Origin of the sequence: Streptomyces sp. NPDC004629, from assembly GCF_042873595.1 — a bacterium.
Classification (GTDB): domain Bacteria; phylum Actinomycetota; class Actinomycetes; order Streptomycetales; family Streptomycetaceae; genus Streptomyces.
The window spans coordinates 1-26,013 of record NZ_JBIALO010000056.1; the positions used below are offsets into that span (position 1 = coordinate 1).

The following is a 26,013-nucleotide window of genomic DNA, read 5'->3' on the forward strand; positions in this document are numbered from 1 at the left end:
TGGGCGACGACTTCGTCGCCGGGTTTCCAGGCGTTGACGCCGGGGCCGGTGCGCAGGACGACGCCGGCGAGGTCGGAGCCGATGATGTGGTAGGGGAGGTCGTGGCGGGCGCTGAGGGGGGAGAGGCGGCCGTAGCGTTCGAGGAAGGCGAAGGTGGGCAGTGGTTCGAAGATGGAGGTCCATACGGAGTTGTAGTTGACCGAGGAGGCCATGACGGCGATCAGGGCCTCGCCGGGTCCCAGTTCGGGGACCGGGACCTCGTCCAGGTGGAGGGACTTGCGTGGGTCCTTGTCGCGGGTGGCGAGCCCGTCGAACATGTCGGTCTCGTCCTTGTGCACGGTGATCGCGCGGTACGACTCGGGCAGCGGCAGGGCGGCGAAGTCGGCAGACGTGCAATCCGCCGTGTCCAACGCGAGTACCGCATCGATGATGTTTTTCACTCGGGCCTCCAAGCCGCTGTCAGAGGGTTGCTGCCGTGGGAGCCGTCTACCGCAGCCGGGCTCGCCTTCGTTCACACCCGGATGAGCACGGCCTCCAACTGCATGCCCAAGCTGACGCCGGCGAGTACGACATACTCGGTGGAGATGCGGTCGAATGCATAGGCGAGATTCACGGGATAGGTTGCGGAGATCATGTGGCCGAACTCGGCGAGCGTGTCCACGTATTCCTTCGGACCGATGCGCTCAGCCCAGTGATCGAGCAGAATCCGCACGCTCTGATATGTGATCAAGGTGATCTGCGAGCCGTTGATCCCATGCCGACCGAGCAGGTCATTGACGAGTTCGGGGATGCCGTTCTTGATCCAGGAGGACACCACCTCAACACCGGACTGGGTGAGGTCGAGCGTCGCGATGGGCATCCCGGCCTTGTCGACCGGCACCTGCCGGCGGGAGTGGACGGTCAACGGCCGTACGGCCATGGTGGCGGAACGGTAATACCACGTATTCGTTGTCGATGCGTGATCGATGATGACGAAGCGATCTGACGGCCCAATGAGCGTCGCCCCAGCGCCATCGCCGATGCAGGTGGAATGGCCCTGGCTGTAGTCGACGTGCCGGCTCCAATTGCTCCCGCACGCCACAAGGCAGTACCTGGCACTTCCCGAGCGAACGGCCTCGGCGGCATGCACCATCCCGGACAGGAAATTGGCCTGTTCGCCATTGATGGGCACGACCATCGCATTTCTGCTGAGGCCCAGGTCGTGATGGACTTGGTACAGCGCGTTGGGCGCGTTGTATTCGGGGACACTCACATAACCGTAGAGCCGGTCCACGTCGTCCGCCGCAACGCCTGCGGAATCGAGGGTGCGCTGGCAGGATGCGGTGACCAGGTCCGTGATGGACTCGTCCGGGCCGAGGCAATGGCGGCGGTCCAAGTCGCGAAACAGCGCGGACTGATAGATCCCCTGTGCGTTGCGGGAGGTGTCCAGACACTCGAAGACGGGGTCATCGTTGCGTCGTACGTTCCTGGGCAGTTGGTAGCCGCAGCCAAGCAGGCCCGCCCCGTGTCGCTCGCTCACAGGTCGCCTTCCTCGTAAGTGATGACCGGCTTGATGATCTTGTCGCCTTTGTTGCACATCAGCTGGAACGCGCGCTCGGCCTCTGTGAAGGGGAACCGGTGGGTCGTCAGGGGCGTGGGGTCGACCTTGCCGGTCTTCAGCAGCCGCAGCATCCGGGTCAGGTGTTCCCGGCCTCCGGGCGCCAACAGCCCACGGATCGTCTTGGCGTTCATCCCCATACCGAACGAGACGAGGGGAATCGGCAGCGGCGCCTGGGATTTCCCTCCGTGATAGCCGGCATTCGCCACGGTGCCGCCGGGCTTGATGAGCCGCACACATTGCTCGAACGTCTCATGCGTGCCCAGGGCCTCGATCGCGCAGTCGACCCCTTCCGCCCCGACCAGAGCCCGGACCTCCTCCACCACGTCACACCGGCGCGGGTCGAGCACCACGTCGGCGCCGAGGCGTTCGGAGAGCCGGGCCCGCTCGGGCCGCGTCGCGGTGGTGATGACCAGACCCGCTCCGAGCAGGCGTGCGCCCATCGTCGCGCACAGGCCCACCGGCCCCTGTCCGATGACCGCGACCGTTCCGCCCACCGGGATCTGGGCGACTTGCGCCGCGGCTATCCCCGTACTCAACACGTCCGTCGCGTAGAGGGCTTGCTCATCGGTGCGTCCTCAGCAGGCCGGGACCGCCCACGACCTGCCCTTGCCCCGCTCCCGGACTGCCCGCCGCCGGCCGCAGCGCACGTGGGCGGTGGAGCACGAAAGGCGGGTCGGGCCGTCACCCGGCGCAGCGGTTCATCGTCCGCGGCGACTTCACGCCGTGGTGTGGCGGCGGTGCGGGCATGGCCGTTGGGAAGAGCCGCCCGCCGCGCCGGCCGCCCCCGACGATGACAGCGGACGCCGCCAGCTGCCGCACGGACCTTGCAGCAGCCAACGGGGCGCCTCAAGGCCCTCGTTGGCCGCTGCGCCAGAGCGCGAACTGCCACAGAGCCCCACTCCGCCGGGCTTCACTCGCTTGGCCGACCTGATCGTCATGCGAGCGAAGGACGGGCGTCCCGAAGGGAGTTCCTCTTTACACGGAGAGGCTTTCGAGTGTGGGAAAGGGATACAGGACATGACGAAAGTCCGTTCAGGCCGGCTGCTGGCCTTCGCGCTGACGGCAAGTGCTGCCGGAGGCGTGCTCGGGTTGCTGGGAGCCCCGCACGCCGTTGCGGCAGAAGCAAGTGCTGACCTGTCCATCACCAAGGTCGGCCCGACCCGGACTCCGGACGGGAGGTTCGGTTACCAGATCACCGTCACGAACAACGGACCTGACGCGTCGTCCGGGTGGACTGTCCTCGATCCCATGCAGAGTCCTGCCGACCTTTCGGCCCCGGGTGACATCAGGTCCTCCGACCCGCGCTGCGCAAGAGTCGTGATCGGCCATCACGGGAACGTCGATTTCTACGCTCTGCAATGCAAGGGTGGTCCGCTGGCCGCAGGCTCCAGCACCGTCATCGAGGTCACTGCCGCAGGCGGGGGGCCCAACAGGGCCTCCGTCTCGGGGAACGAGCCCGACAGCAACCCCGCCAACAACGCAGCCGCATCCGTACCCGTCGAGGACATCCCGCTGGTCGACCCCGTTGTCGGCGCGGGCGCCGCGGTTGCCTTTCTCGCGGCCGGAGGCACCGTCTCTCTCATCCGCCGACGCACGACGTCTGCGTAGCTCGCCTTTGCCACGCCCCGCTTCAGGCCGTTGAGCCGGCGGTGGGGGCCTGCCCGCCGTAGGCCGCCACCTGCCTGGGACGCCAACGCCCCTGTCACGCCAGGGAGTTGTCCTCAAGCCTGCTTGCCTCGCGGGCCGGCGGAGTGCCGCGGTTCCGTGTGTCGTCCGCCGGGAAGAGATCAGCGTGTGACTCGACGTGCGCGGAACTCTCGGCTCGCCGCCTTGCTCACGGAGGCGGACTGGACCGCTGGCGATCTGGCCCGTGCGGTCAACTTCCTGGGCAAGGCGCACTCGTTGACTCTGAGATACGACCGTACGTCGGTGGCGCACTGGATCAGTGGCTCCCGACCTCGTTCTCCTGTACCGGAGTTGGCCGCCTCGGCGCTGAGCCGTCGTACGGGCCGGCTGATCACCGAGGAGGCCACGGGTCTGGCGGCAGACTCACGGGATGCCGAGGAGGGTATGGCCCTTCATCTTGCGCAGAGTTCACCAGTGCGATATCTCGTCGACATGGCCCAAGCAGACACCGACCCCCTACGGCGTGCCCTCGTCACGAGGTCTGCCTATACCCTGACCGCCGTCGTCCTTCACGACTGGTCCCGCCCGCATGCTGCTCCGCCTGCCCGGGTGCGGCGTGCGACGGCTGCCGATGTGGAGATCCTTCAGGAGATGGTGCACCTTGTCGCGGATCGATCCGAGCGCCGCGGTGGTGCGCACGGCCGATCAGCCCTGGCCGCTTATCTCGCGGATGACGTGAGCCGCGTCCTGGCCTCAAGCGCCAGTGCAGCGCTGCGCCGTGAGCTGCTGGCCGCCTGCGCCGAACTGGCCCATCTACTGGCTCAGATGACCGATGACGCGGGCTATCCGGGTCTGGCCCAACGCTACTTCCACACGGCACTCGGACTGGCCGGACAGGCGGGCCATCGCACCCTGTACGCGATCACCATGCGGGCCATGAGCGCGCAGGCACTTCGGATGCACCACTACAAGTACGCGGCCGAACTCGCCGAGGGCGCGCTGGAGACCGTGGGCACGGATGCCGGCCATGCCGTCATGGCGTTTCTGCTGAGCCAGCGCGCGGTGGCTCACTCGCTCGGGGGCGATCAGCGTCTTGCCTTCAAGGACCTGACGGACGCCGAGACCCGTCACGGGCAGGCCACCAGTGCGTCCGGGCCCTTCACGGCCTATCCCCGGGCAGGTCTCGACTACCAGCGAGCCCAGGCGCTGCTGCACCTTGGACGGCGCGTCGATGCCGTCGTGGCGTTGCAGGACTGTCTTCGGCACCGGTCGCCGGCACAGCGCAGAAGCCACGCTCTGACCCAGGCGCGGCTGGCCGAACTGCTCCTGGGAAACGGCCATGTGGAACAGGCGTGTGTTCACTGGAACCTTTTCCTGGACGACTATCCGCACGTCAGGTCGACCCATGTGGACCACGCCCTGGCCGGACTGCGGAGCGCTCTGCGTCCCCACAGGCGGCAGCGCCGGGTCGCCTGCCTGTGGGAACGGGCCGCGGAGCTGCGTGGTCCTCACATCTCCACTTGACCTTCTACCAGAACGGGGTTCCGGTGGAGCGGGCGGTCACTCCGTGGTGAAAGGCGACGGAGGCAGGGTGCGCCCTGCCATGCCCGCGTCCGGAACGGACACCCCGCCGTCGACGACGAGGGCGTGGCCGGTCACGTACGACGAGGCCGGTGAGGAGAGGAAGAGCGCGGCACCGACCATTTCGTCCACGGTGGCCCACCGGCCGAGCGGGACATGGCTGGCGAGCCAGTCGGACAGCGGCTCGGCCTCGGTGGCGAATGCGGTCATGTCCGTGCGCGTCCAGCCGGGGCACAAGGCGTTGACGCGGATGCCCTGCGAGGCCCAGCCGACCGCGAGGCTGCGGGCGAGGGAGATCTGCGCGGCCTTGCTTGCGCCGTACGACTCCAGCGTGGGAAAGCCGATGAGCCCGGCAGCGGAGGACACCAGGACGAGACTGGCCCTGTCCGAGTCGGCCAGATACGGGTGGGCCGCCCGGCACAGGGCGGCCGTGGCGTTGAGGTTGACCGCGATGACGGCGTCCCAGACTTCCTGGCGCTGATCCTGCAGCGGAGCCACCACGGGGGCGCCGTCCTCATCCATCGGGGTGACGCCCGCGTTGTGTACGACGATGTCGAGACCGCCCAGTGCCGAGGCCGCCCGGTCGACGAGGTCGGCCGCGACGCCCTGTTCGGCGAGGTCCCCGGCGATGGCGACGGCCTTCCTCCTGCGGCCTTCCACCGCCCGCACGGTGTCGTCGAGGGCGGATGTGGTGCGGGCGGTCACCGCGAGATCGCAGCCCGCGTCGGCGAGGGTCTCGGCGATGCCCTTGCCGATGCCCCGAGAGGCGCCCGTCACCAAGGCGCGTGCGCCCTCCAGGCGGAACAGATCCACAGCATTCATCGAAGAACCCTTCTGATATGGAGAGACGGGACGAAGAGGTGGCCTCACACGCGCCGGGTTTCACGGCAGCGGTTGATCAGGAGCTGGCCGGGGCAGCAGCGCACGACAGTGGGCGCGGCCGAACCGGCGCACCCAGTAGGCACCCGGCAGGTGCGGAGGGGGAACAGTGCCGCTTCACGGATGAGTGCACGCGTTGAACGACCTGAGGTTCCGGTCAGAGGGGCCTGTGGCGGGTACGGGTACGTACCCGTACCCTTGGGGTGGAAGGGAGTGACGACGATGTCTGATGCCAATGTCCGTATCCCCGAGGAAGCCAAGGACCGGCTGGCCGCCATAGCCGCCGCTGAAGGGCTGTCGCTGCGAGCGTATCTGGCCCGTCTCGCTGAAACGCTGCTGACTCCGGCGGAGCGTGCCGAGCGGGCGGAGAAGGCCCTGGCCGCGTTGAAGGAGTGGAACGGCTACGCACCGACCGCTGCCCAGGAGCAGGACCTGGACAGCGAGTTGGACCGGCGTCTGGCCCGGGTGACCGCCCGGTGAGCGATGCCATGCACATCGTCCTGGACGACACGGCGATGGCCGCAGCCGGCCAGGGCAACGTCCTCGCGTCCCGTCTGATCCACCGCGCCCATGTCGAATCCAGCTGGTTCCTGTACGCCCCGGCGTGCGCGTTGGTGGAAGCCGACCGTGCCCGGCCCGGTACGGCCGAGCATCTGGTCTCCATGCCCGGTATCACCGTGCTCGATCTGGATCTGGCTGCCGCCCTGGCCGTCGCGCGCCAGGAGACCTGGGCCGCTGCGCACAGCCGGTACGTGGCCCAGCCCACCCCGGACCGCCCCGACGGCGCGATCATTGCCACCACCGCCCCGCATCGCTGGGCGGGTGAGCCCGTTCGCGTACTGGACCTGACACCGTGAACGCAGCAGACACCCACCCGTGATCCCGCAGGGTAATCGTCTCCGCCGGTGGCCGCACGAAGCCGGGCGACCGCGGCGTCCACTACGTCGTGCGCGTCACGGTTCTGCCGTGAGGCGGCCCTCCGCGGGAACGTCACAAGGAACGCGTCACGGCGCCATGCACGGGCCGGCCGGGCGGGCATGCCGGCCAGGCGCGGGCGGCGTCGCCCTTCGGGCGGCGGCGTGCCGGTCGCTGATAAGGGCACCGGCGGCGCGTGGCAGGTCGCAGGTGATGGCCGCCGCGTACAGGTGGCCCGGACACCGAATCGCGGGCCTGGCCGGGCCCTTGGCGAAGTAGCCGGGCGGCGGACCGCGGTGATCGTGTCGGCCGCGCCGTGGCATGAGCGGCGCCAGGTCGGCCTCGGCGGCGGCAACGACCTCACGTCCCGGCACCCCCGCCCCCGGTCCTGCGGGAAACCCCCGCCCGCCCCGGGGGCCGGCACCCAGCCCACCCCCTACCGGGGTATCACTGCCGACTTGGCTCCCCAGCGTGACGCCCCGTCCTCCACCGTCTTCCTACCTTCCTCCCCGTCACCACGGACGAGACAGAGGGAGACGGACGGATGCGCCGCTTCAGGAAGACCCTGGCCACCGCCGTACTGACCACACTGCTGGTCGGCAGCACGGCAGGCTGGGCCTCGGCGAGCAGCGAGAGCGCGCCGAGCGGTCCGCTCCCCGGCACCGCCGCCTGGCTGGCGGACGACTCCCTGGGCAAGGAGCTACCGGACCCCGCTACCGCCACCCCGTCCGAAGTGGCGGCGTTCTTCGCAGACCTGACGGTCAGTCAGCAGCGGCGACTCGTCGAGGACCACCCCACCGTGGTGGGCAACCTCGACGGCGCCCCCGTACACCTGCGTTACAAGGCCAACGCCCCCGCGGGCGACCGGGTCCTGGCGTACGACCCGCGCGGGCGCGGCCTGATCGCCAAGGTCGTGGGCGACCTGGAGAACGCCACCCATGTCTCGGTGATCGTCCCCGGTTCGGACGTCGACATCTCGGCGTTCGGCGGTACGGCACAGCGGGCCGCCGACCTCCAGGAGGCGGCGGGCGACGGTACGGCCGTCATCGCCTGGGCCGGCTACACCACCCCCTCCGGCATCGGCCTCGATCTGGCGACGGGCCGGCTCGCCGAGGCCGGCGCCGAGCGCCTCACCCGTTTCACCGAGGGCCTGGACGCGGTCGGCCTTCCCGACCCCTCCCTCTTCTGTCACAGCTACGGCTCGGTGGTCTGCGGCCTCGCCGCCCCCGACACCGACGCGAGCGACATCGTCGTCATGGGCTCGCCCGGCATGCGCGCCGACGACGTCACCGCACTCGACACCGAGGCCCACATCTGGGCGGCGAAGTCCCCGGACGACTGGATCGACCGCGTTCCCAACGTCGAGGTCCTGGGCCTGGGCCACGGCGCGGACCCCACCTCGCCCGGCTTCGGCGCGACCGTACTGCCCGCCGACGACGTCCCCGCGCACGACGCGTACTTCACCCCCGGCACCTCCACCCTGACCGCGTTCGCGGCGATCGCCGTCGGAGACCCGCGATGAAGACCACCACGAAGCTCGCGAAGCTCACCGCCGAGATCGACGACCGGACCCCCGCCCACCGCGACCGCGCCATCGACGGCCTGCGCGCGCTGGCGCTTCTGGCCGTCCCGACCGGCCACTGGCTGCTCGGCGGCTTCACCCTCGACACCGGCGGCGGCCTGCACAACGCCAGCCCGCTGGTCACGTTCGGCGCGCTGGCCCCGGCCAGCTGGATCCTCCAGATGCTGGGCATCTTCTTCCTGGTCGGCGGCTACTCCTCGTACCTCTCCTACCAGCGCCGCAAGGGTTCGGCCCGCGCGTGGATCACCGGCCGGCTCACCCGCCTGGGCCGCCCGGTCCTCGGCGTCACCGCCGTATGGGCGCTGCTGCTTCCCACCCTCCATTACGGCCTCGGCGTCCCGAGCGCCACCTTGCACACCGCGTCGACCCTGGTCGTCCAGCCCCTGTGGTTCGTCGGCGTCTACGCCGTGATCACGGCCCTCACGCCGTACTGCGTCCGCGCCTCGCGGCGCCTCGGCTTCTGGTCCGCGGCCCCGCTGCTCGGCTCGGTCGCGGTGGTCGACTTCCTGCGTTACGGGCCGTACGCGGACGCGATGCCGTCCTGGGTGAGCCTGCTGAATCTGCTTCCTGGCTGGATGTTCGCCTACCAGCTGGGCGTGTCCTGGGCGGACAAGCGGCTGGGCCGCCGCGAGGCGTGGCTGCTGTTCGCAGGTGGCGCGGCCCTGTTCGCCACCCTGCTGCTCGCCTTCCACTACCCGGCGTCGATGGTGGGCGTGCCCGGCGCGTCCCGTACCAACTCCCACCCGCCGTCCCTGCTGGTCCTGGCGCTCGCGGCCGCCCAGTCCGGTGCGGCGATCCTGCTGCGCGACCGGCTGGCCCGGCTGCTCCGGCGCCCCGCCCTGTGGGCCCCGGTGGTGATCATCAACCTGTCGGCGATGACGATCCTGTGCTGGCACCAGACGGCGCTGCTCGCCGCCGCGGTCCCCGCCGCGTACTTCGGCGAGGTCCCCGGCCTGACCACCGCGCCGGACACGGCCGGCTGGGTCCTGGCGCGGATGGCCTGGATGCCGCTCTTCGCGGCGCTGCTCGTGGCGATCGCGAAGTTCGCCCAGCCCCTGGAGACCCCGTGGGACCGCACCGGCACGACCCGTCGTGCGGCGGCGGGCGTGCTGGCGGCGGGCTTCGCCTACTTCGCGCTGGCGGTGTGAGCGACGTACACGCACCGCCGCGTCACCGCGGCCCGGGGCCGCCGCACGGCCACTCGCCGCCACACGGCCGTTCGTCTCCACACGGCCACTCGTCTACGCGCGGCCGTTCGTCTCCGCGCGGCCACTCGCCGCCACACGGCCGTTCGCCGCCGCACGACGGCCCGTCCCCGGACCGTCCGTTCTTTCAGGCCGGTTTGACCAGCCACGCACCGCATCAACACCATCCACCGAACACTGGAGAACCACCATGTCCTTGGCCGGCGAAACCGCTCTGCCGCACCCCGAGAAGGCCACGGCGAGGCAATTCCCACCGGACACGGGCAGCGAGTTCACGCCCCTGCTGCGCGACGTCAAGGGACAGGAACTGCTCGATCGGCGCACCGGCTGGTACGCACGCACCATAGCGACCAACGCGCTCAGCCTCGCCGCCGTCGTCACCGGCATCGCACTCATCGGCGATTCGTGGTGGGTACTCGCCCTCGCCCCCGTCCTCGCCGTCCTGTGTGCCCGCACCGCGTTCATCGGCCACGACGCGGGCCACGCCCAGATCAGCGGCAACCGGGCCACGAACCGCCGCATCGGGCTCATCCACGGCAATCTGCTGCTCGGCATGAGCTACGCATGGTGGAACGACAAGCACAACCGCCACCACGCCAACCCCAACCACATCGACAAGGACCCGGACGTCGCCGCCGACGTCCTCGTCTTCACCAGCGGGCAGGCCGCCACCCGCACCGGCTTCCGCGGCTGGCTCACCCGCCATCAGGCATGGCTCTTCTTCCCCCTCACCCTCCTCGAAGGCCTCGCCCTGAAGCTGTACGGCTTCAAGGACCTGCGCCGCCAGACCGGCCGCGAACGCCTGGTGGAGGGCGCGCTCCTCATCGCCCACATCGCCGGTTACGTCACCCTGCTCCTGACGGCCATGCCGCTCGCGCACGCACTCGTCTTCGCCGCGCTCCATCAGGCCCTGTTCGGGCTGCACCTGGGCATGGCCTTCGCACCCAACCACAAGGGGATGGACATGCCCGACCCCGACGGCGAAAAGTGGGGCCACCTGCGACGCCAGGTCCTCACATCCCGCAACATCAGGGGCAGCGCCCTCACCGACTGGTTCCTCGGCGGCCTCAACTACCAGATCGAGCACCACCTGTTCCCCAGCATGCCCCGCCCCCACCTGAAGCTCGCCCAGCCCATGGTGAAGGCCCACTGCCGCGACCTCGGCATCCCCTACACGGAGACCGGCCTCATCGACTCCTACCGTCAGGCCCTGCGGCACCTGCACGAAGTGGGAGAACCACTGCGCGCCGACATCTGACGAGCCGGCTCCATGCGCTTCCTTCCCGGAGGCCGGGCCAGCGGTGCCGCAGCGGCCGGCCTCAGCGACATCCCCGCCGCCCGGTACGCGGCGGCCGCGGTCCTGGCCGAGGCCGCTTGGACGGGGCTGTACGTGTCGATCGGCTACGGCGGGGGCAGTGCGGCTCCGCATCCGTTCGCCGCGGTGTGGCTGGCGCTGCCCGTCGGATGCGCCGTTGGATTCGCAGGGCTCCTGCTCCGGCGGTCGGCATGACACACAGCCGCATTCCGCTGCCGTCCGCCATGCCGGAACCCAGCCCACTTCCGCCACCTGTGGTCCACGAACACCTAATCCGCCGAGCGCCGGCGGCGCCGCCGGGCCGTACACCGGGGCGCGTGTGTGGGCGATGGGGTCCGCCTGACAGCTGCGCGTCTCCTGACGCAGTCCCGGCGCACATAAGCTGGCGCCCATGACAGCAGTGGAGGAGGAACATCCGCGCGCACTGCTCGCGGGGGCGTCGCGTCGGTGGGTACGGCTGCTGCCGTGGGCCGTGGCGTTCGTGCTGTGCGTCGCACTGCTGCCCACCACCATCCATGTGCTCAGCGTCGACTACGGCCTGAACGGCGGCATCGCGAGCGCGCTGGCCGTCGCGCAGACGGCACCGCTGCTGCTCGCCGTCATCCGCCCGCTGCAGGCCTGGTACGTGATCTTCGCCGCTGACGTGGCCGGGGCGCTCGCCCTGCTCACCGTCGACATCGGGCGGCACGTGTGGCCGTTCCCGCCCATGGAGATCGTCGGGTACATCGGCCTCTGCCTGGCCCTCGGCCTGCGCGAGCCGCGCCGGACGCTGCTGCTGGTGTGGCTGGCGACGGCCGGCGCGAACGTCGGCCTGGGGTTTGTCGCGCCCAACGGCACGAGCGCCCAGAGCGCACTGCTCACCATACTCAGCGGCGTCGCACTCCTGCTCAGCGGTGCGCTCCGCGAGCGGTACGAGGCGCAACGCAGGCTGGTCGAGCAGGAGACGATCAGCGAGGCCGAGCGCGATCGGCGGACGCTGCTGGAGGAACGCACCCGCATCGCGCGCGAGTTGCACGACGTGGTGGCGCACCACATGTCCGTCATCACGGTGCAGGCGGACACCGCGGCGTATCGTCTCGACGGGCTGCCGCCTGACGTGCAGGAGGAGTTCACGTCCATCGCGGCGACCGCGCGCGAGTCGCTGGGCGAGATGCGACGGCTCCTCGGCGTGCTGCGCAACGAGGAGACGCACGGCGAGCTGGCGCCCCAGCCGGGCCTGACGCGGATCGGGCAGCTGGTGGAGGCGACGGTGCGGGCGGGCGTGCCGGTGGAGTTCACCCCCTGCGACGCCGACGTGCCCGAGGCGGTGGGTCTCTCGGCATACCGGATCGTCCAGGAGGCCCTGGCGAACGTCGTGCGGCACGCGCCGGGTGCCCCGACGCGGGTGTCGGTGGCGGAGTCCGTCTCGGAGGGCGGCGCGCGGCTCACCGTCCTCGTCGTCAACGGGCCGCCGCCCCAGCCGCCCGCCGGGCCGCTTGAGGTGGGCGGCACCGGGCACGGCCTCGTCGGCATGCGCGAGCGGGTGCGGCTCGTCGGCGGCACCCTCGACGTGGGGCCGCTGCCGGACGGCGGCTTCCGGGTCGCCGCCCAACTTCCCCTGACTGAAAAGGACTTCACGTGACGACACGCGTCATCATCGTCGACGACCAGGCCATGGTGCGGGCCGGCTTCGCCGCGCTGCTGGCCGCCCAGAGCGACATCGACGTGGTGGGCGAGGCCCCCGACGGTGCGCAGGGCGTCGAGCTGAGCCGGCGCACCCATCCCGACGTCGTGCTGATGGACGTCCGCATGCCCGAGATGGACGGCCTCACGGCCGCGCGCCACCTCCTTGCGCCCCCGTCGGGTGTGACGCACCGTCCGCGCGTCCTGATGCTCACCACGTTCGACGTCGACGACTACGTGTACGAGGCGCTGCGGGCGGGCGCGAGCGGCTTTCTGCTGAAGGACGCGCCGCCGGCCGACCTCATCGCGGCGGTACGCGTCGTGGCCTCGGGCGACGCGCTGCTCGCCCCCTCCGTGACGCGCCGCCTCATCGCGGACTTCGCCCGGCAACGTCCCGCCGCCCGGGGCAAGCCGGCGCTGCGGCTCAAGAGCCTGACGGAACGCGAAACCGAGGTCCTCACCCTGGTGGCCCGCGGCCGGTCCAACGCGGAGATCGCCGAGACGCTGGTGCTGGCCGAGCAGACGGTGAAGACGCACGTGAGCCGCGTCTTCACCAAGCTCGACCTGCGCGACCGCGCCCAGGCGGTGGTCTTCGCATACGAATCGGGTCTGGTGGTCCCGGGCGAGTAGAGGCCCGGCGGCGAATCCCGCCCCGAAGGGGCGTGGGGCTGTATCGATCTGCGGGGGCTGTTTCGATCTGAGGCTCCGCCGCGCGGGGGTCCCTGTTCGGGCGAAGCCGAGACTTGGGGGAGCGACCAGCCACGACGGTGCCGCAGACCCCCGACGGCGCCCCCACCCAGCAAAGCGGCTCCCTCGTCAGGGCTACGCCCCGGACGCCGTCCCTGCTGCACCCCCTACCGCGGTAGCACCTCCACATTGGCTCTCGGGTATGACGCCCGGCGCGCAGCCGCCCCCGCACACTCCACCCCGTCGGCACGAGAAGATCGCGAGAGGGCGGAACATGAGGCTACGCAGCGGCAAGCGGCAGAAGGCGGACGACCGACCGGAGGCCCCGGCCATCACACCCCGTCTCGCCGTCGAACTGCGCGGTGTCCGGCGGCAGTACGGCCGCGGCGCGGGGACCGTGCACGCGCTCGCGGGCGTCGACCTCGCCCTCCCGCGCGGCACGTTCACCGCCGTCATGGGCCCGTCCGGGTCCGGCAAGTCCACCTTCCTGCAGTGCGCCGCCGGGCTCGACCGGCCGTCGGCGGGCTCCGTGCGCCTCGGCGGTACGGAGATCACCGGCATGAGCGAGAACGAGCTCACCGAGCTGCGCCGCAGCCGCCTCGGCTTCGTCTTCCAGGCCTTCAACCTGCTGCCCTCCCTGACCGTCGAGCAGAACGTGCTGCTTCCCATGCGCCTGGCCGGGCAGCGTCAGGACCGCGGCCGGGCGGGCGCGGTGCTCGCGCAGGTCGGGCTCGCCGACAAGGCGCGGCGCCGGCCCGGCGAGCTGTCCGGCGGCCAGCAGCAGCGGGTGGCCGTCGCCCGCGCCCTGGTCACCAGCCCCGACGTGGTGTTCGCGGACGAGCCCACCGGCGCCCTCGACACCGGCACCGCCGCCGAGGTCCTCGGACTGCTCCGGCACGCGGTGGACACCCTCGGCGCCACCGTCGTCATGGTCACCCACGACCCGGCCGCGGCCGCCTGGGCCGACCGCGTGCTGTTCCTCGCCGACGGCACCTTCGCCGGCGGCCTGGAGCGCGGTTCGGCGGAGCAGATCGCCGCGCGGATGGCCGTGCTCACCTCCCGTACGGGCGCGATGGCAGGTGCGGCGGCATGAGGCGCCCCAACGGACTCGCCCGTGAGGCCGTCCGCTTCAAGCCCGCGTCCTTCGCGGGGACCTTCCTCGCGCTGCTGATGTCCGCACTGATCGTCTCGGCCTGCGGAATCCTGCTGGAGACCGGCCTGCGCGCGACGGTGCCGCCCGAACGGTACGCGAAGGCACCTGTCGTCGCGGCGGCGGACCAGTACGTGCGCGTGGCCACCGGCAGCGGCGAGGACCGCGAGGAGGAGGCGACCCCGCTGCCGGACACCGCACGGGTGGACGCCGCGCTGGCGGCGAAGGCCGCCAAGGCGCCGGGCGCGGCCACCGCCGTCCCGGACTTCACCTTCCCGGTGCGCGCGGCGCACGAAGGGGCAGGCACCGGCACCCGCGAACTGCCCGTCGAGGGCGGTGTGCTCACCGCACACGGCTGGGGCTCGCACACCTTCACCGGCACCGCGCTGACCGCCGGCTCCGCGCCCCGCGAGGGCGAAGTCGTGCTCGACGCGGGTACGGCCCGCGCCGCGAAGGCCGCCGTCGGCGACACCGTCGTACTGCGGACCGCCGCCGGGCAGCAGGACTTCCGTGTCACCGGCGTCGCCAAGGCCGGCCCCGCGGACACCATCCGCAACGCCGGCGCCCTGGCCTGGTTCGCCGACACCCAGGCCCCCACGCTCGCCGGCCACCCCGGCAAGGCCGACGCCATCGCCGTACTGGCGAAACACGGCACCGGCGCCGACGCCCTCGCCGACTCCGTGAAGCAGGCCCTGGCCGGCTCCGGCGCCTTCGTGAACCTCGGCAACGACCGTGGCGCCATCGAGGACCCGGGCCTTGGCTACGCCAAGGAGACGCTCTTCGGAATCGGCGGCTCCTTCGGCGGCATCGCCACCATCGTCGCGATCCTCACCGCGGCCGGGACCGTGACCCTGTCCGTGTCCCAGCGCTCCCGCGAATTCGCGCTGCTGCGCGCCATCGGCGCCACCCCGCGGCAGATCCGCCGCGCGGTCGCATCCGAAGCACTGCTCATCGCGCCGCTCGCCGGGATCATCGGCTGCCTGCCCGGCATCGGCCTCGCACACTGGTGGTTCGGACAGCTCCAGGACCGCGGCGCCATCCCGCAAGCCGTGGACCTGCACATCTCCGGGCTCCCCCTCCTCGCCGCCGTCGGCACAGGACTGCTCACCGCGCTCGCCGCCGGCTGGGCGGCCGGGCGCCGGCCTGCCAGGATCAAGCCGGGACAGGCGCTCACCGAGGCATCGGTGGAGCGGCTGCGGCCAGGCGTGATCCGTACCGTGCTGGGCATTGGCGCCCTCGTCGGCGGTGGGTTCCTCACCGGCCTCTCCGCCGGCTCCACAGGAGATGACGCGGCCGGCGCCGCCCTCGGCGTCGTCATGCTCTTCATCTTCGCCGTCGCACTGCTCGGCCCGCTGGTGGCGCGGCTGTGCGCGGGCCTGTTCGGCCTCCCCCTGCGCGGCGCGGGCCCGGCCGCCCAGCTCGCGGCTGCCAACTCCCGTACCAACGCCCGCCGCCTCGCCTCCGCGATCACCCCGATCGTCCTCGCCATGGCCTTCGCCTCGACCCTCGTCTTCATGCACACCAGCGAGAACCACGCCGCAGACAAGCAGCTGCGCGCGGGCATCACCGCGGACCACGTGGTCACGGACCCGGCCGGCCTCCCGGTGGACGCGGCCCCACAGGCCGCTCGCGCGCCGGGTGTGGAAGCGGCTGTCGGCCTGCTGACCACACAGGTGCTGGTGCCGGTCGGCTCCGGCGAGTTCAAGTCGCTGCAGGGCTCGGCGACCCAGGGCGTCACCGGCTCCGGCGCCGAGCTGGCGAAGGTGCAGGACCTGGACGTACGCGAAGGCAGCCTTGACCAGCTCGGCAAGGGCCGTATCGCCATCGACAAGACCCTCGCGAACTCGGCAGACGCCGGCGTCGGCGACCGGCTCCCGCTCTACCTCCCCGACGGCACCAAGGCCAGCCCCGAGATCGTCGCGGTCTACGGCCGCGGCCTCGGCCTGGCCACGGTGACCATGGACCGGGCGTCCCTGGCCGGGCACGTCACCTCGGGCTTCGACAGCACGCTGCTGGTACGGGGCGGCTCGGAGAAGTCGCTCACCGCCCTGGGCAAGGTCACCGACGCCTCCGGCTACGCCACCGAGCAGAACCTCGATGCGAAGCTGGGCGCCTGGACCAACAACACCATGGCCGCGGTCCTCGGCGGCTTCGCCGCCATCGCCGCCGTCAACACCCTGGTGATGACAGTCCTCGACCGCCGCCGCGAGCTGGGCACGCTGCGCCTCGTCGGCTCCACCCGGCGCCAGGTGCTGGCGATGCTCCGCTGGGAGGGCCTGCTGGTCTCCGCGGTGGGTGTGGTCCTCGGCTCCGCGATCGCCGCGGCCACGCTGATCCCGATGATGCGCGGCCTGACCGGTGAGGGGCCGTACGTGCCCCCGCTGGTGTACGGATCCTTCGCGGCCGCCACCGCCGGCCTGGCACTGCTCGCGGTCACGCTGCCGGCGCGCGCGGCGCTGCGCCGATGGTCGTAGCGCAGGCAGACGGGGTGTGCGCCGACCGGGACCGGGCGGGCCCGACCGGTAGGCGCCCGGCGTCGGCCGGTCCGGCTCACCTCCCTTGTCCGGGGCGGCGCGCAGGAGCCGGCATCACGTCGGCTCCCACCCCGTACGACCGCTCGGACGGCGGGCCGCAGAGCAGCGAACGCATGGTGCCGCAGCGGCCCTTGCCGGCGTCCGGCGCGGGCCGCAGGGCGGCGGCGCTACGCGTACAGCCCAGCCCTTACTCGCCCGGCAATGACGGAAAGGACGTCCATGACCGCGACTCTGGCTCCCCCGGTCCGCATCGGGAAGGCCGCTGTCGGGGCCCTCGGCATGCTGGCGGTCGCCACCGGCGCCCTGGAGTCGGTGGTGACGCCGACGCTCCCACTCCTGCAACGCGAGCTGGATATGAGCCCCGGCGAAGGGGCGTTACTCAGCGTCATGCTCCTCATCACCGGCGCGCTCGTCACACCGGTCGCAGGCAAGTTCGGCGACCGCTACGGCGGAAAACGGGTCCTGATCCGGCTGATGGCGGTGGTCTGTGCCGGCGGTCTGGCGTCCGCCCTGGCACCGAACCTGCCCGTGCTGCTGCTCGGCCAGGTACTCCAGGGAGCGATGGTGGGCGCGCTGCCCCTGTCGTTCATCCTGGTGCGCAAACACCTCCCCGCGGGCGAGTCGAAGGTGGCCATCGGGGTGGTCAGCGGGTTGTTCGTGGGCGGCGGGATGGCGGGAACGCTGGCGGCCGGGCCCGTGGCGGAAGGACTGTCCCGGCACTGGATGTTCGCGCTGCCGACGATCGCGGTCATCGGGGCCACCATGCTGGTGAACAGGCTGATGCCGCACGATCAGCCGGGCCGGTCGGACGACATCGGGGTCGACTGGCCCGGCCTGGTTCTCTTGAGCGGGACGCTGGTCACGCTCATGCTGGTGCTCGCGCTGGCGCCCGACATCGGCTCGCAGCCACTCGTGCTCGGCGCCCTCATCGTGGTTCTGGCCGCCTTCGTGACCGGCTGGGTGGCCGTTGAGCGTCGTGCCGCCTCGCCGATGGTCGATCTGCGCATGCTGGCACGGCCCGCGATATGGAAGTCGTGTGTGCTGACGTTCGTGATCTGCGTCGGTACCGCGGTGGCGGTCTATCTCGTCCCGCAGCTGTTCGCGGTGCCCGCCGACGAGTACGGTTTCGGGGCAGGCGCCACCGAGATCGGCTTCTTCCTGCTGCCCGGCGCCGTGGCCGCGTCGCTGGCCGGGCCGATCGGTGGGATCGGGGCGCGGCGTTTCGGCTCGCGTGCCGTGGTCACCACCGGGATCGTCATCATGGCCGCCGCCCTGATCGCCCTGGCGGCCGTACACACCGAGGCCTGGCACCTCGTCATCGGCAAAATGATGATCGCGCTTGCCAACGGCCTGTGCGTCACGGCGATGGTGACCGGCACCGCCACATCCGTCGATCAAGGTGACACCGGCATCGCCACCAGCCTGGTCCTGGTGACCCGCGTGATCGGCTTCGCCGTGGGGTCACAGGTCAGTGGCGCGATCCTCACCGCCGGGACCCCTTCCGGATCGGATGTGCCGGCCGAATCGGCCTTCGTCACCGGCTTCGTCATAGCCGGCGCCGTCACGGCGCTGTCCCTGCTTGTCGCCCGGACCATGAACAAAGGAGTCAAGGAATGAACCCCACCGATCTGTTGAGCAATGTCCGTACCACGCCGAGGCGCAAGGTCCTGATATCCGGGGCAAGCATCGCGGGGCCCGCCCTCGCGTTCTGGCTGAACCGCTACGGATACACGGTCACGGTCGTGGAGAAGGCGGCCACGCTTCGCAGCGGTGGCTACCCCATCGACGTGCGCGGCACCGCACTTGAGGTCGTCCGGAGGATGGGGATCCTGCCGCAGCTGCGGGACGCCCACATCGACCTGCGCCGGCTGACCTTCCTCGACGGGGACGGCGGCGAGGTGGCCTCGGTCACCCCGCACACCGTCACCGGCGGTGTCGCGGGACGGGACCTGGAGGTGCGGCGCGGCGATCTGACCGACGCTCTGTACGCGGCGGTCCGTGACGACGTGGAGTTCTTGTTCAACGACTCCATCGACACCCTCGACCAGTCCGGCCATGGGGTCGACGTCACCTTCCGCGGGGGCGGCAGGCGTACGTACGGCATGGTGTTCGGCGCGGACGGTCTGCACTCGCACACCCGGGAGCTGCTGTTCGGCCCGGAAGAGCAGTTCCACCGGTATCTCGGCTACTGCTTCGCCGTGTTCACCATGCGCAACACCTTCGGGCTCTCCCACGAGACCGTGATGTGGAACACCCCGGGCCGGGCCGCGGCCCTCTACGCCGTGGGGGACGACGACGAAGTGCACGCCTTCCTGAACTTCGCCCAGCCGGAACCGCCGTTCGACGCGTTCCGGAACCCGCAGGCCCAACGGGACCTGGTCGCCGCGGTGTTCGCCGACGCCGGATGGGAGGTCCCGGGCATGCTGGCCGCCCTGCGCGACGCGGATGACCTGTTCTTCGACGGGGTCAGCCAGATCCGCATGCCCCGCTGGTCCAGCGGCAGGGTCGCGTTGGTGGGCGACGCCGCGTACGCGCCCTCGTTCCTCACCGGGCAGGGCACCAGCCTCGCCCTCGTGGGCGCGTACATGCTCGCCGGTTCCCTGGCCGACCGGGACCACGCCGAGGGTTTCGCCGCCTACGAACACGACACCCGTGAGTTTGTGACGCTGAACCAGGGGCTGGTCGGCGAGGGCGGTGCCACACTCTTCCCGACCACCGCCCGGGCCCTGGAGCAGCGCAACGACAGGCTGCGCAAGCTCAGCGCCCTGCCCTCCGCGGAGGGCCGCCCGGCCCATTCGGCCCTCACCCTGCCCGAATTCAAGCCCCTGAGGTGAGCCTGGACACGCCCGCCGATGCCGGGCATCACCGGGGCCGGGACTTGCCTTCCACGCCCGGTCGGCCGTTCTCAACTACCTTGTGCCGGCCGCCAGTACGTCGGTGGGCGAGGAGTTCTGGGAGTCAGCGTCCGGTTGAGCCGTCGATCAGTTCGCGGAGGATGTCGGCATGGCCGGCGTGGCGGCCGGTCTCCTCGATCATGTGGGCGAGTGCCCAGCGGACGGAGGGCGCGGGCTTGCCCGGCTGCGAACGGGGGAGCGGTGCGCCGGCGTCGGCGCATGTGTCGAGTACGTCGTTCGCCTCTGCGACCGCTTCCCGGTAGCGGGTGACGACATCGGTCGCGCTGTCCGAGGGCGAGGCATCGAAGGTCGCCTGCCAGTGGGTGATCCGGGCTCCGAGGAACGTCGCTCGTTCCACGCAGGTGAGGTGGTTGAGCAGGCCGAGCAGATTCGTGCCCGACGGCACCGCGGCTGTACGGATCCGGGGTTCGGGGGCGCCTTCGACCTTCGCGGCGATCGAGTCCCGCAGGTAGTCGAGGAACCCGCGCAGAACCTCGATCTCGGTGTTCTGGGTGCGCGGCGGCGGGGTGTCGGAGCGGCGGTTGCGGCGGGAGGAAGTGGCCATGGTGCCTGCTTTCGGACAGCGTGCCGGTTCAGACGGCGCGGCGGATGATCAGGACATGGTCGGTGACCTCGGCGGTGCGACCGTCCGGTCCGGTCGCGGTCCGCACCCGTGCGTCGGCACGCTCGACCGCCCACGTGTCCGGGTCCAGCGCCAGGCCGGTGGCGACCTCCTGCGGGGTCGGGTAACGGACATCCGGGTCCTGGTTCCACGACCACGGGGCTGTCGAACCGTGGTCGACGACCAGCAACCGCCCGCCCGGGCGCAGGGCGTGCGCGGCCGCACGCAGCACGGCCGCCCGGTCCAGGTCGAGGGGCGTGTGCAGATAGTGGGCGCAGACGAGATCGAATGTGCCGTCGGGGAAGGACTCGCGCAGGTCGTGGTGCTGCGCCGTGATCCGGTCGGGCAACTCCTGTGCGAGGGCGAGACCGGTGAGCCGCTCGACCGCCACGGAGGAGACATCGACGGCGGTGACCTGCCATCCCTGACGGGCGAGCCACAGCGCATCACCGCCGTCGCCGCATCCGAGGTCCAGCGCGTGGCCGGGCGGCAGACCGGTGACCGTCGAGGTGAGGCACACGTTGGGCCGAGGATCGGTGGCTGCGGGTCGGGCCGCGTACACGCCATTCCAGAACTGGACCGCGTCGGTGGTGCTCATCAAGACTCCTTCTGCCGGGAACGAACGCGTCTCAGTCTTGCCGGGCTTTCCCAAGTCGGCACGCCGTCTTGCGGTTCCGGCAAAGTGGTGTGCTGGAACGCGAACCGGAAGCCGCACTCGACACCGCCGGGTCCCGGCTACGTACGGTGCGCCGCGAACACGCCATGACCCTCGCCGGTCCCGCCGAGGCGACCGGGGTGTCGCAGGGCCCGCTCGGCTTCTTAAGTTGCTGTCCGCACACGGGAGATGAGCTACCGGTCACAGTTCGACTTGCGCTTCAACCCTGGTCAGACACTTAATCACCGCTGGTCATCTCACGTCTGCCTGGCCTCGGCCGGTTCCGATTAGCCTCCATTTCGTTTGGATCATCCACCCCGGAAGGACCCCTATGTGCACCCATAGTGACCTGCCGTCATCCGACACGGCCGGGCAGGATCGTCGTGGTTTTCTGCGCAACGCGGCGCTGGCCGGTGCGGGAGCGGCAGTCGCAGGAGCCGCCGTGTCCCCGCTCGGCGCGACGCCCGCGTTCGCCGCGGACACCGCGAGGTCCGGCAGGACCGGCACATGGAGACCGGATGCGACCTCCCTCCAGTTCACCCTCGCCGTCATGCCCGACACCCAGTTCCTGTACTGGGGCAGCCAGGACAGCGTCAACCGGACGCCGCAGGAGGAGTCGTTCCGCTACATCATCAACAACAGCGGGAACGACGCGAACAACATCGTGTTCATGGCGCACCTCGGTGACCTGACGCAGGACGCCGACCCGTCGTCGTTCCAGCAGGTCGACAAGGCGTTCGCGCTGCTGGACGCGCACGGCGCCGCGTACAGCGTGGTGGCCGGCAACCACGACGTGTCCGGCGACGACAGCCGTGGCGACACGTCGTACCTGCGGACCCTGGGCCCGAAGCGGTTCAAGCGCTCGAAGACGTTCGCCGGGTCGGACGCGACGGGCTACAACACCGCGCACATCTTCCAGGCCGCCGGCCGCTCGTGGCTGGTGCTGGCCCTGGACTGGCGGACCACCGACCAGGGCTTCGCGTGGGCCAACGACGTCATCAAGGCCCACCCCAAGATGCCGGTGATCCTCACGGCGCACGACATCGTCTACTCGGACTACGATGACAACGTTTTCCCGTACGAGTCCGGCGACCCGGAGAACAATGCCGCGCTCTCCGGATACGGCGAGACGATCTGGGACAAATTGATCGAGGACAACGACCAGGTCTTCCTCACCATCAACGGCCACTACTGGCCGTCCGGACGCACCACCAAGAAGAACGCCGCCGGCAACGACGTGCACATGCACATCACGAACTACCAGAACCGCTACTTCGGCGGTGGCGGCATGATCCGGCTGTACCACTTCGACCTGGCCCGCAACACGATCGACGTCGAGACGATCAACCCGTGGATCCTGGCGCAGGACCCGGAGTCCCGCAACGAGTTGGCCGCCGAGCACGCCCGGATCACCGGCCCGGTCGACGACTTCTCGATCGCGATCGACTTCGAGAAGCGGTTCTCCGGCTTCATCCCGGTTCCGGTCCGGCCCGCCCGGCCGGCCGGCAAGGAACTGGTGAAGGGCACCCTGGCGTACTGGCGCTTCGACGGGCAGGGCGCGCCCGGCACCCCGCTCGGCGCGGGCCAGACCATCCGCGACCTGTCCGGCAAGGGCAACGATCTGACGGCGGTGACCGTGCCGGGCACGGCCGCCGACGCGCTGACCTGGTCCGCCGACCACCACCCCGACCAGCCCGGACACGCCAGCCTGAAGTTCGCCGGTGGCAGGAACCCGCTGCACGGCACGTACCTGACCACGGGGCCGAAGGCCCCGCTGAACACCGAGACGTTCAGGTCCGGGTACACCATCGAGACCTTCGTGATGATGCCGCTGGACTGGGACGCCGGCAAGAACGGCTGGGCCGCGATACTCACCCGTCGGGGTTCCGCCGGGGCCGCCGGCAAGCACGGCAAGAACACCAGCCCGGACGAGCCCCTGGTCCAACTCGCCATCACGAACAACGGCCGCGAGCCGCAGTTCAACCACTACCCGCTGAACACCACCTACCCGACGACCAACTGGGGTCACGGCTTGGTGGAGCTCAGGTGGTGGCACCTCGCGGTGGTCAACGACGGCCGCTACACCAGGCTGTATGTCGAGGGCGCCCCGGTCGTCGACAACCCGAAGCGGGTGTCGGTCGGCCTCACCTCGCTCGGGCTGCCCTGGCTGCTGGGCGGCCACGAGAACGCGGGCGCCGTCGACATCGTCTTCCACGGCAACGTCGGTGACACCCGCATCGTGAACCGTCCCTTGCCCGTCGACAAGTTCCTGATCGCCGAATAAGGAGGATTTCCCCGGTTCCTCCCCTTTCTGCTGTTCCTCCAGTACCTCCCGTCTCCGGGCGTCCACCGGCCGGAGACGGGAGGCACCGCAGCCGGCCCGGTCTCACGGCGTGGACCTGCACGGTCGGCGCCAGTCGGTGTCGGCGTGCGGGAGGAACCGCAGGGCGTGCGGCCGGTCCAGTGGGGCTCCAGCCGGGCCGGACGCATTCGTCTTGCAGCCGATGCGGCATCCTCACCGAGATCGACACCGGCAACTTCGCCCGGCAGCAACAGCCAGACGGTAGGTGTGATGATCGGCGTGGCCGGCCGGGTATACTCGACCTTGAGCTGGCCGCCTCAACTCCGGTCGGCTGGTGCTGCGTTGGTGGTCCAAGGAAAGACGTCCCGCTTCCTGCGGGGAGATGCAGGTGCAAGGCCTGCCCGGCGCTCGATCGTAGGGGGTTGTCCGCACACTGTTGCGGACAACCCCCTACGCTTTGCCTGCCATACGTGCATGTCCCCGCGGACTCGATGGCGACGAATACGCACGCTGCTGCTTGGCTGTGTTGGATGCGGTGTTGCAGGCGTCCAGGCCTGACGGTGGCCCGCCGGGGCCTGCTGTGTTGCTGGTTCTGTTCGTCTTCGGGGTGTTCAGGCGGCTGGCGTGAGTTCGGCGCGGCCGAAGAGGAGCGCGTAGCCGTGGGGGAGCCGACGCAGGATGCGGGTGAGCAGTTCGGGGCCGGCCGATGCGGCGACGGCGACGAGGACGGAGCCGGTGTCCCAGCGGGTGGTGGCGGGGGTGGCGCCGCTGCGGGCGGCGAGGTCCTTGACGAAGGCCCAGCCGGTCAGGGGCTTGGTGTCGGGGATCTGTTCGGTGAGGATGCGTGCGGCTTGAAGGGGCAGGCGCGCGGCCAGTTCGACGCGTTCGTCGCCGGTCAGCTGGCGTCCCAGCCCCGCGATGACCAGGCGGACGGCTTCCTCGGCGCGTTCCCGGGTCGGGTAGGCGCCTTCGTAGCGGACCTTCTCCAGCATCTGCTCGTATGTCATCGCGGGCAGGTGCTCAAGCGGTGCACGCTGGTCGGACATCACTGCGGTGGTTGCCTTTCTGTCGTCGGTGCCGGCGCCCGGCGGGGCGCGGGCGCCGGGTGTGGGGGCAGGTGGGCTGGGGGTGGCCGAGGAGCAGGTCGTAGCCTGCGGGGACCTGGAGCTGGATCAGTCCAGGGGCGGAGGGCGGGTGAGGGGGAGACCGGGTGCCCGTCCTCCGCCGCTGGCCGGCCCTTGTCGCCGGGGTCAGCCGGAGATCTCCTTGCGGGAGGATCCCCCGCCGACGGCGATCTTGCGGGGCTTGGCGCGCTCGGCGATCGGGATGCGCAAGGTGAGCACCCCGGCGTCGTAGTCGGCCTTGATGTTCTCGGTGTCCAGCGTGTCGGCCAGCACGATCTGCCGGGAGAACACGCCCAGCGGCCGTTCCGAGAGTTCCATCTGCACGTCGTCGGACTTGGCCGCGGGCCGGCGCTCGGCCTTGACGGTCAGCATGTTCCGCTCGACGTCGATGTCGATCGCCTCCGGGCTCACCCCCGGCAGGTCGAAGGCCACCACGTACTCGGCACCCTCGCGGTAGGCGTCCATGGCCATCGCGGACGGCCGCGACCAGGTGCCCGGGCCCATCAGCTGCTGGGCCAGACGGTCGAGTTCACGGAAGGGATCGGTGCGCATCAACATCGGAAAACACCTCCAGAGGGGTCGGGCAGTGTGTGCCAATGCGCCTCACGGAACCGTTGTAACATGTCATCCAGTCGATGACAAATGCCTGGTGTCATCGATTGGACGACGTACTGAGGAGGTGTTCATGACGGCAGCCGGCCCCTCGGCCCCTTCCAGCGACGACGCTCAGAGCACGGTTTCCTTCCTCGCCGCCGCGGCAGCACTGGAGGCCATCGACCACGCCTTGCGCGCCGCCCGGGACGAGAGGTGCGGTGCCGGCGGCGGAGCAGGGCCGGGCCCGGAGCAGGCCCTTGCCTCCCTGTTGTTGCTGCGGCAGGTGCGTGAGCAATTGGCCGGCTGGGAAACCGGCCTGATCGAAACAGCCCGCCGCGCCGGCGCGAGCTGGGCCGACCTCGCCCACCCGCTCGGCGTCGCCAGCCGCCAGGCCGCCGAACGCCGCTACCTGCGCAACCGGCCCGGCCCCGCCGGAAGCACCGGCGAACAGCGTGTCCAGGCCACCCGCGAACGCCGCGCCGCCGACCGCACCCTGTCCACCTGGGCCCGCCGCAACGCCGCCGACCTGCGCCGTATCGCCGGCCAGATCACCGCCCTCACCGACCTGCCCACCGCTGCCCGCCTCCCCGTCAGCCAGCTCGATGAGGCCCTTGCCCAGGATGATCCCGCCGCCCTCATCCGCCCCCTGAACGCGACCCGGCCCCATCTGGCGACCGTCCACCCCGGCCTCACCGCCCGACTCGACACCCTCACGAACTCCGCCGAAACCGCCATCGCCGCCTCCGACTGACCGATGCGCACGGTCTGGAGGCACCGGAGCCACTGCGACGGAACAGCCGGCAGAGCTGAGCAGTCGATCTTGGACGCCGGCGGACGCCCGACCGGCCGGCCTCGCCTTGGCCACCGACGCGGCGCGAGCGGCATCCCGCCCGGCGATGAACACCCGGTAGCACAGGCACAGGCCCCGCAGTGATCACAGAGCGTCGCAGCTCCATGATCACCGGACCTGCGCCCGCCTCATCGCCGGGGCTCCCCGTTATCTTTTTCGCGGTCCTGCAAGAGGGCCGCTGGCCTCCGGGCCCGGCATGACTGTGTCCCCCTGTCGAAGGCATGACCTGGGGGGTG

Annotated in this window: 24 protein-coding genes; 16 read left to right on the plus strand and 8 right to left on the minus strand. The window is 70.7% G+C overall.

Features of this window, described 5'->3' with window-relative positions; all coding sequences use genetic code 11:
• The 3 genes from ACFYTE_RS40805 to ACFYTE_RS40815 all read right to left on the minus strand — a co-directional run.
• On the minus strand, window positions 1–440 hold a 440-nt coding region (locus ACFYTE_RS40805; protein WP_388722113.1), incomplete at its 3' end, for an alcohol dehydrogenase catalytic domain-containing protein.
• A gap of 71 nt (window positions 441–511) precedes the next feature.
• Window positions 512–1,519, minus strand: a complete 1,008-nt coding sequence (locus ACFYTE_RS40810) for a hypothetical protein (RefSeq protein WP_388722115.1) — start codon at window positions 1,517–1,519, stop codon at window positions 512–514.
• Window positions 1,516–2,094, minus strand: a complete 579-nt coding sequence (locus tag ACFYTE_RS40815; RefSeq protein ID WP_388722117.1) for a zinc-binding dehydrogenase — start codon at window positions 2,092–2,094, stop codon at window positions 1,516–1,518. Before ACFYTE_RS40815 ends, ACFYTE_RS40810 begins: the two co-directional genes overlap by 4 nt.
• Window positions 2,095–2,617: 523 nt before the next feature.
• Between ACFYTE_RS40815 and ACFYTE_RS40820 the strand changes: the two genes are divergently transcribed.
• Together ACFYTE_RS40820 and ACFYTE_RS40825 are read left to right on the plus strand one after the other, a co-directional pair.
• The gene (locus ACFYTE_RS40820) at window positions 2,618–3,208 is read left to right on the plus strand and encodes a DUF11 domain-containing protein (protein WP_388722119.1); all 591 of its coding nucleotides are present in this window, start codon (window positions 2,618–2,620) and stop codon (window positions 3,206–3,208) included.
• A gap of 222 nt (window positions 3,209–3,430) precedes the next feature.
• Complete coding sequence (locus tag ACFYTE_RS40825; protein ID WP_388722121.1) at window positions 3,431–4,750, plus strand: hypothetical protein; 1,320 nt, start codon at window positions 3,431–3,433, stop codon at window positions 4,748–4,750.
• Between the two features lie 36 nt (window positions 4,751–4,786).
• Here the strand turns inward: ACFYTE_RS40825 and ACFYTE_RS40830 are convergent, their stop codons facing one another.
• Window positions 4,787–5,629 (minus strand): SDR family NAD(P)-dependent oxidoreductase, encoded by an 843-nt coding sequence (locus ACFYTE_RS40830; RefSeq protein WP_388722122.1) that lies wholly within the window; start codon window positions 5,627–5,629, stop codon window positions 4,787–4,789.
• Window positions 5,630–5,908: 279 nt separating this feature from the next.
• Between ACFYTE_RS40830 and ACFYTE_RS40835 the strand changes: the two genes are divergently transcribed.
• The 12 genes from ACFYTE_RS40835 to ACFYTE_RS40890 all read left to right on the plus strand — a co-directional run bounded on the left by ACFYTE_RS40835 (window position 5,909) and on the right by ACFYTE_RS40890 (window position 19,570).
• Window positions 5,909–6,166, plus strand: a complete 258-nt coding sequence (locus ACFYTE_RS40835; protein ID WP_388722124.1) for a hypothetical protein — start codon at window positions 5,909–5,911, stop codon at window positions 6,164–6,166.
• 8 nt (window positions 6,167–6,174) lie between these two features.
• Window positions 6,175–6,543 (plus strand): hypothetical protein, encoded by a 369-nt coding sequence (locus ACFYTE_RS40840; protein ID WP_388722158.1) that lies wholly within the window; start codon window positions 6,175–6,177, stop codon window positions 6,541–6,543.
• A 602-nt stretch (window positions 6,544–7,145) separates the two neighbouring features.
• Complete coding sequence (locus ACFYTE_RS40845; protein WP_388722126.1) at window positions 7,146–8,123, plus strand: alpha/beta hydrolase; 978 nt, start codon at window positions 7,146–7,148, stop codon at window positions 8,121–8,123.
• A complete protein-coding gene (locus ACFYTE_RS40850; protein WP_388722128.1) occupies window positions 8,120–9,331 on the plus strand; it encodes an acyltransferase in 1,212 nt (403 codons plus the stop codon). The genes ACFYTE_RS40845 and ACFYTE_RS40850 overlap by 4 nt, the downstream gene beginning before the upstream one ends.
• Before the next feature lie 247 nt (window positions 9,332–9,578).
• Complete coding sequence (locus tag ACFYTE_RS40855; protein WP_388722130.1) at window positions 9,579–10,646, plus strand: fatty acid desaturase family protein; 1,068 nt, start codon at window positions 9,579–9,581, stop codon at window positions 10,644–10,646.
• A gap of 12 nt (window positions 10,647–10,658) precedes the next feature.
• Window positions 10,659–10,898 (plus strand): hypothetical protein, encoded by a 240-nt coding sequence (locus ACFYTE_RS40860; RefSeq protein ID WP_388722132.1) that lies wholly within the window; start codon window positions 10,659–10,661, stop codon window positions 10,896–10,898.
• A gap of 196 nt (window positions 10,899–11,094) precedes the next feature.
• Window positions 11,095–12,324 (plus strand): sensor histidine kinase, encoded by a 1,230-nt coding sequence (locus ACFYTE_RS40865; protein ID WP_388722134.1) that lies wholly within the window; start codon window positions 11,095–11,097, stop codon window positions 12,322–12,324.
• Window positions 12,321–12,995 carry a response regulator gene (locus ACFYTE_RS40870; protein ID WP_388722136.1) on the plus strand — a complete coding sequence of 225 codons (675 nt, stop codon included), beginning with the start codon at window positions 12,321–12,323 and terminating at the stop codon, window positions 12,993–12,995. The genes ACFYTE_RS40865 and ACFYTE_RS40870 overlap by 4 nt, the downstream gene beginning before the upstream one ends.
• A 331-nt stretch (window positions 12,996–13,326) precedes the next feature.
• The gene (locus ACFYTE_RS40875; RefSeq protein WP_388722138.1) at window positions 13,327–14,145 is read left to right on the plus strand and encodes an ABC transporter ATP-binding protein; all 819 of its coding nucleotides are present in this window, start codon (window positions 13,327–13,329) and stop codon (window positions 14,143–14,145) included.
• Window positions 14,142–16,676 (plus strand): FtsX-like permease family protein, encoded by a 2,535-nt coding sequence (locus ACFYTE_RS40880; RefSeq protein ID WP_388722140.1) that lies wholly within the window; start codon window positions 14,142–14,144, stop codon window positions 16,674–16,676. Before ACFYTE_RS40875 ends, ACFYTE_RS40880 begins: the two co-directional genes overlap by 4 nt.
• Before the next feature lie 279 nt (window positions 16,677–16,955).
• Window positions 16,956–18,353, plus strand: coding sequence for an MFS transporter (locus ACFYTE_RS40885; protein WP_388722142.1), 1,398 nt, complete (start codon window positions 16,956–16,958; stop codon window positions 18,351–18,353).
• On the plus strand, window positions 18,350–19,570 hold the full coding sequence (locus tag ACFYTE_RS40890) for an FAD-dependent monooxygenase (protein ID WP_388722144.1): 1,221 nt from the start codon (window positions 18,350–18,352) through the stop codon (window positions 19,568–19,570). The genes ACFYTE_RS40885 and ACFYTE_RS40890 overlap by 4 nt, the downstream gene beginning before the upstream one ends.
• Before the next feature lie 124 nt (window positions 19,571–19,694).
• Here ACFYTE_RS40890 and ACFYTE_RS40895 read toward each other — a convergent pair whose 3' ends face one another.
• Both ACFYTE_RS40895 and ACFYTE_RS40900 read right to left on the minus strand, forming a co-directional pair.
• The gene (locus ACFYTE_RS40895) at window positions 19,695–20,195 is read right to left on the minus strand and encodes a DinB family protein (RefSeq protein WP_388722146.1); all 501 of its coding nucleotides are present in this window, start codon (window positions 20,193–20,195) and stop codon (window positions 19,695–19,697) included.
• Window positions 20,196–20,223: 28 nt separating this feature from the next.
• A complete protein-coding gene (locus ACFYTE_RS40900) occupies window positions 20,224–20,850 on the minus strand; it encodes a class I SAM-dependent methyltransferase (protein ID WP_388722148.1) in 627 nt (208 codons plus the stop codon).
• A 388-nt stretch (window positions 20,851–21,238) separates the two neighbouring features.
• Here ACFYTE_RS40900 and ACFYTE_RS40905 point away from each other — a divergent pair, with 388 nt between their 5' ends.
• Window positions 21,239–23,191: a LamG-like jellyroll fold domain-containing protein gene (locus tag ACFYTE_RS40905; protein WP_388722150.1), complete on the plus strand. Its 1,953-nt coding sequence runs from the start codon at window positions 21,239–21,241 to the stop codon at window positions 23,189–23,191.
• Window positions 23,192–23,820: 629 nt separating this feature from the next.
• Here ACFYTE_RS40905 and ACFYTE_RS40910 read toward each other — a convergent pair.
• Together ACFYTE_RS40910 and ACFYTE_RS40915 are read right to left on the minus strand one after the other, a co-directional pair.
• Entirely contained in the window at window positions 23,821–24,255 is a 435-nt protein-coding gene (locus ACFYTE_RS40910; RefSeq protein WP_388722152.1) for a DUF2267 domain-containing protein, read from the minus strand.
• Between the two features lie 204 nt (window positions 24,256–24,459).
• The gene (locus ACFYTE_RS40915) at window positions 24,460–24,891 is read right to left on the minus strand and encodes an Hsp20/alpha crystallin family protein (RefSeq protein ID WP_388722154.1); all 432 of its coding nucleotides are present in this window, start codon (window positions 24,889–24,891) and stop codon (window positions 24,460–24,462) included.
• A gap of 127 nt (window positions 24,892–25,018) precedes the next feature.
• On the opposite strand from ACFYTE_RS40915, the gene ACFYTE_RS40920 reads away from it, so the two are divergent.
• Complete coding sequence (locus tag ACFYTE_RS40920; RefSeq protein WP_388722156.1) at window positions 25,019–25,678, plus strand: type III effector protein; 660 nt, start codon at window positions 25,019–25,021, stop codon at window positions 25,676–25,678.
• Window positions 25,679–26,013: the final 335 nt, after the last annotated feature.

What these genes read in the sequence shown, in the direction of transcription:
- ACFYTE_RS40880 (WP_388722140.1), top strand. Translation starts at nt 14,142, where the DNA reads ATGAGGCGCCCCAACGGACTCGCCCGTGAGGCCGTCCGCTTCAAGCCC.
- ACFYTE_RS40885 (WP_388722142.1), top strand. Translation starts at nt 16,956, where the DNA reads ATGACCGCGACTCTGGCTCCCCCGGTCCGCATCGGGAAGGCCGCTGTC.
- ACFYTE_RS40845 (WP_388722126.1), top strand. Translation starts at nt 7,146, where the DNA reads ATGCGCCGCTTCAGGAAGACCCTGGCCACCGCCGTACTGACCACACTG.
- ACFYTE_RS40895 (WP_388722146.1), bottom strand. Translation starts at nt 20,195, where the DNA reads ATGGCCACTTCCTCCCGCCGCAACCGCCGCTCCGACACCCCGCCGCCG.
- ACFYTE_RS40830 (WP_388722122.1), bottom strand. Translation starts at nt 5,629, where the DNA reads ATGAATGCTGTGGATCTGTTCCGCCTGGAGGGCGCACGCGCCTTGGTG.
- ACFYTE_RS40900 (WP_388722148.1), bottom strand. Translation starts at nt 20,850, where the DNA reads ATGAGCACCACCGACGCGGTCCAGTTCTGGAATGGCGTGTACGCGGCC.
- ACFYTE_RS40920 (WP_388722156.1), top strand. Translation starts at nt 25,019, where the DNA reads ATGACGGCAGCCGGCCCCTCGGCCCCTTCCAGCGACGACGCTCAGAGC.
- ACFYTE_RS40835 (WP_388722124.1), top strand. Translation starts at nt 5,909, where the DNA reads ATGTCTGATGCCAATGTCCGTATCCCCGAGGAAGCCAAGGACCGGCTG.
- ACFYTE_RS40905 (WP_388722150.1), top strand. Translation starts at nt 21,239, where the DNA reads ATGTGCACCCATAGTGACCTGCCGTCATCCGACACGGCCGGGCAGGAT.
- ACFYTE_RS40865 (WP_388722134.1), top strand. Translation starts at nt 11,095, where the DNA reads ATGACAGCAGTGGAGGAGGAACATCCGCGCGCACTGCTCGCGGGGGCG.
- ACFYTE_RS40850 (WP_388722128.1), top strand. Translation starts at nt 8,120, where the DNA reads ATGAAGACCACCACGAAGCTCGCGAAGCTCACCGCCGAGATCGACGAC.
- ACFYTE_RS40915 (WP_388722154.1), bottom strand. Translation starts at nt 24,891, where the DNA reads ATGTTGATGCGCACCGATCCCTTCCGTGAACTCGACCGTCTGGCCCAG.
- ACFYTE_RS40855 (WP_388722130.1), top strand. Translation starts at nt 9,579, where the DNA reads ATGTCCTTGGCCGGCGAAACCGCTCTGCCGCACCCCGAGAAGGCCACG.
- ACFYTE_RS40910 (WP_388722152.1), bottom strand. Translation starts at nt 24,255, where the DNA reads ATGTCCGACCAGCGTGCACCGCTTGAGCACCTGCCCGCGATGACATAC.
- ACFYTE_RS40860 (WP_388722132.1), top strand. Translation starts at nt 10,659, where the DNA reads ATGCGCTTCCTTCCCGGAGGCCGGGCCAGCGGTGCCGCAGCGGCCGGC.
- ACFYTE_RS40890 (WP_388722144.1), top strand. Translation starts at nt 18,350, where the DNA reads ATGAACCCCACCGATCTGTTGAGCAATGTCCGTACCACGCCGAGGCGC.
- ACFYTE_RS40840 (WP_388722158.1), top strand. Translation starts at nt 6,175, where the DNA reads ATGCACATCGTCCTGGACGACACGGCGATGGCCGCAGCCGGCCAGGGC.
- ACFYTE_RS40820 (WP_388722119.1), top strand. Translation starts at nt 2,618, where the DNA reads ATGACGAAAGTCCGTTCAGGCCGGCTGCTGGCCTTCGCGCTGACGGCA.
- ACFYTE_RS40875 (WP_388722138.1), top strand. Translation starts at nt 13,327, where the DNA reads ATGAGGCTACGCAGCGGCAAGCGGCAGAAGGCGGACGACCGACCGGAG.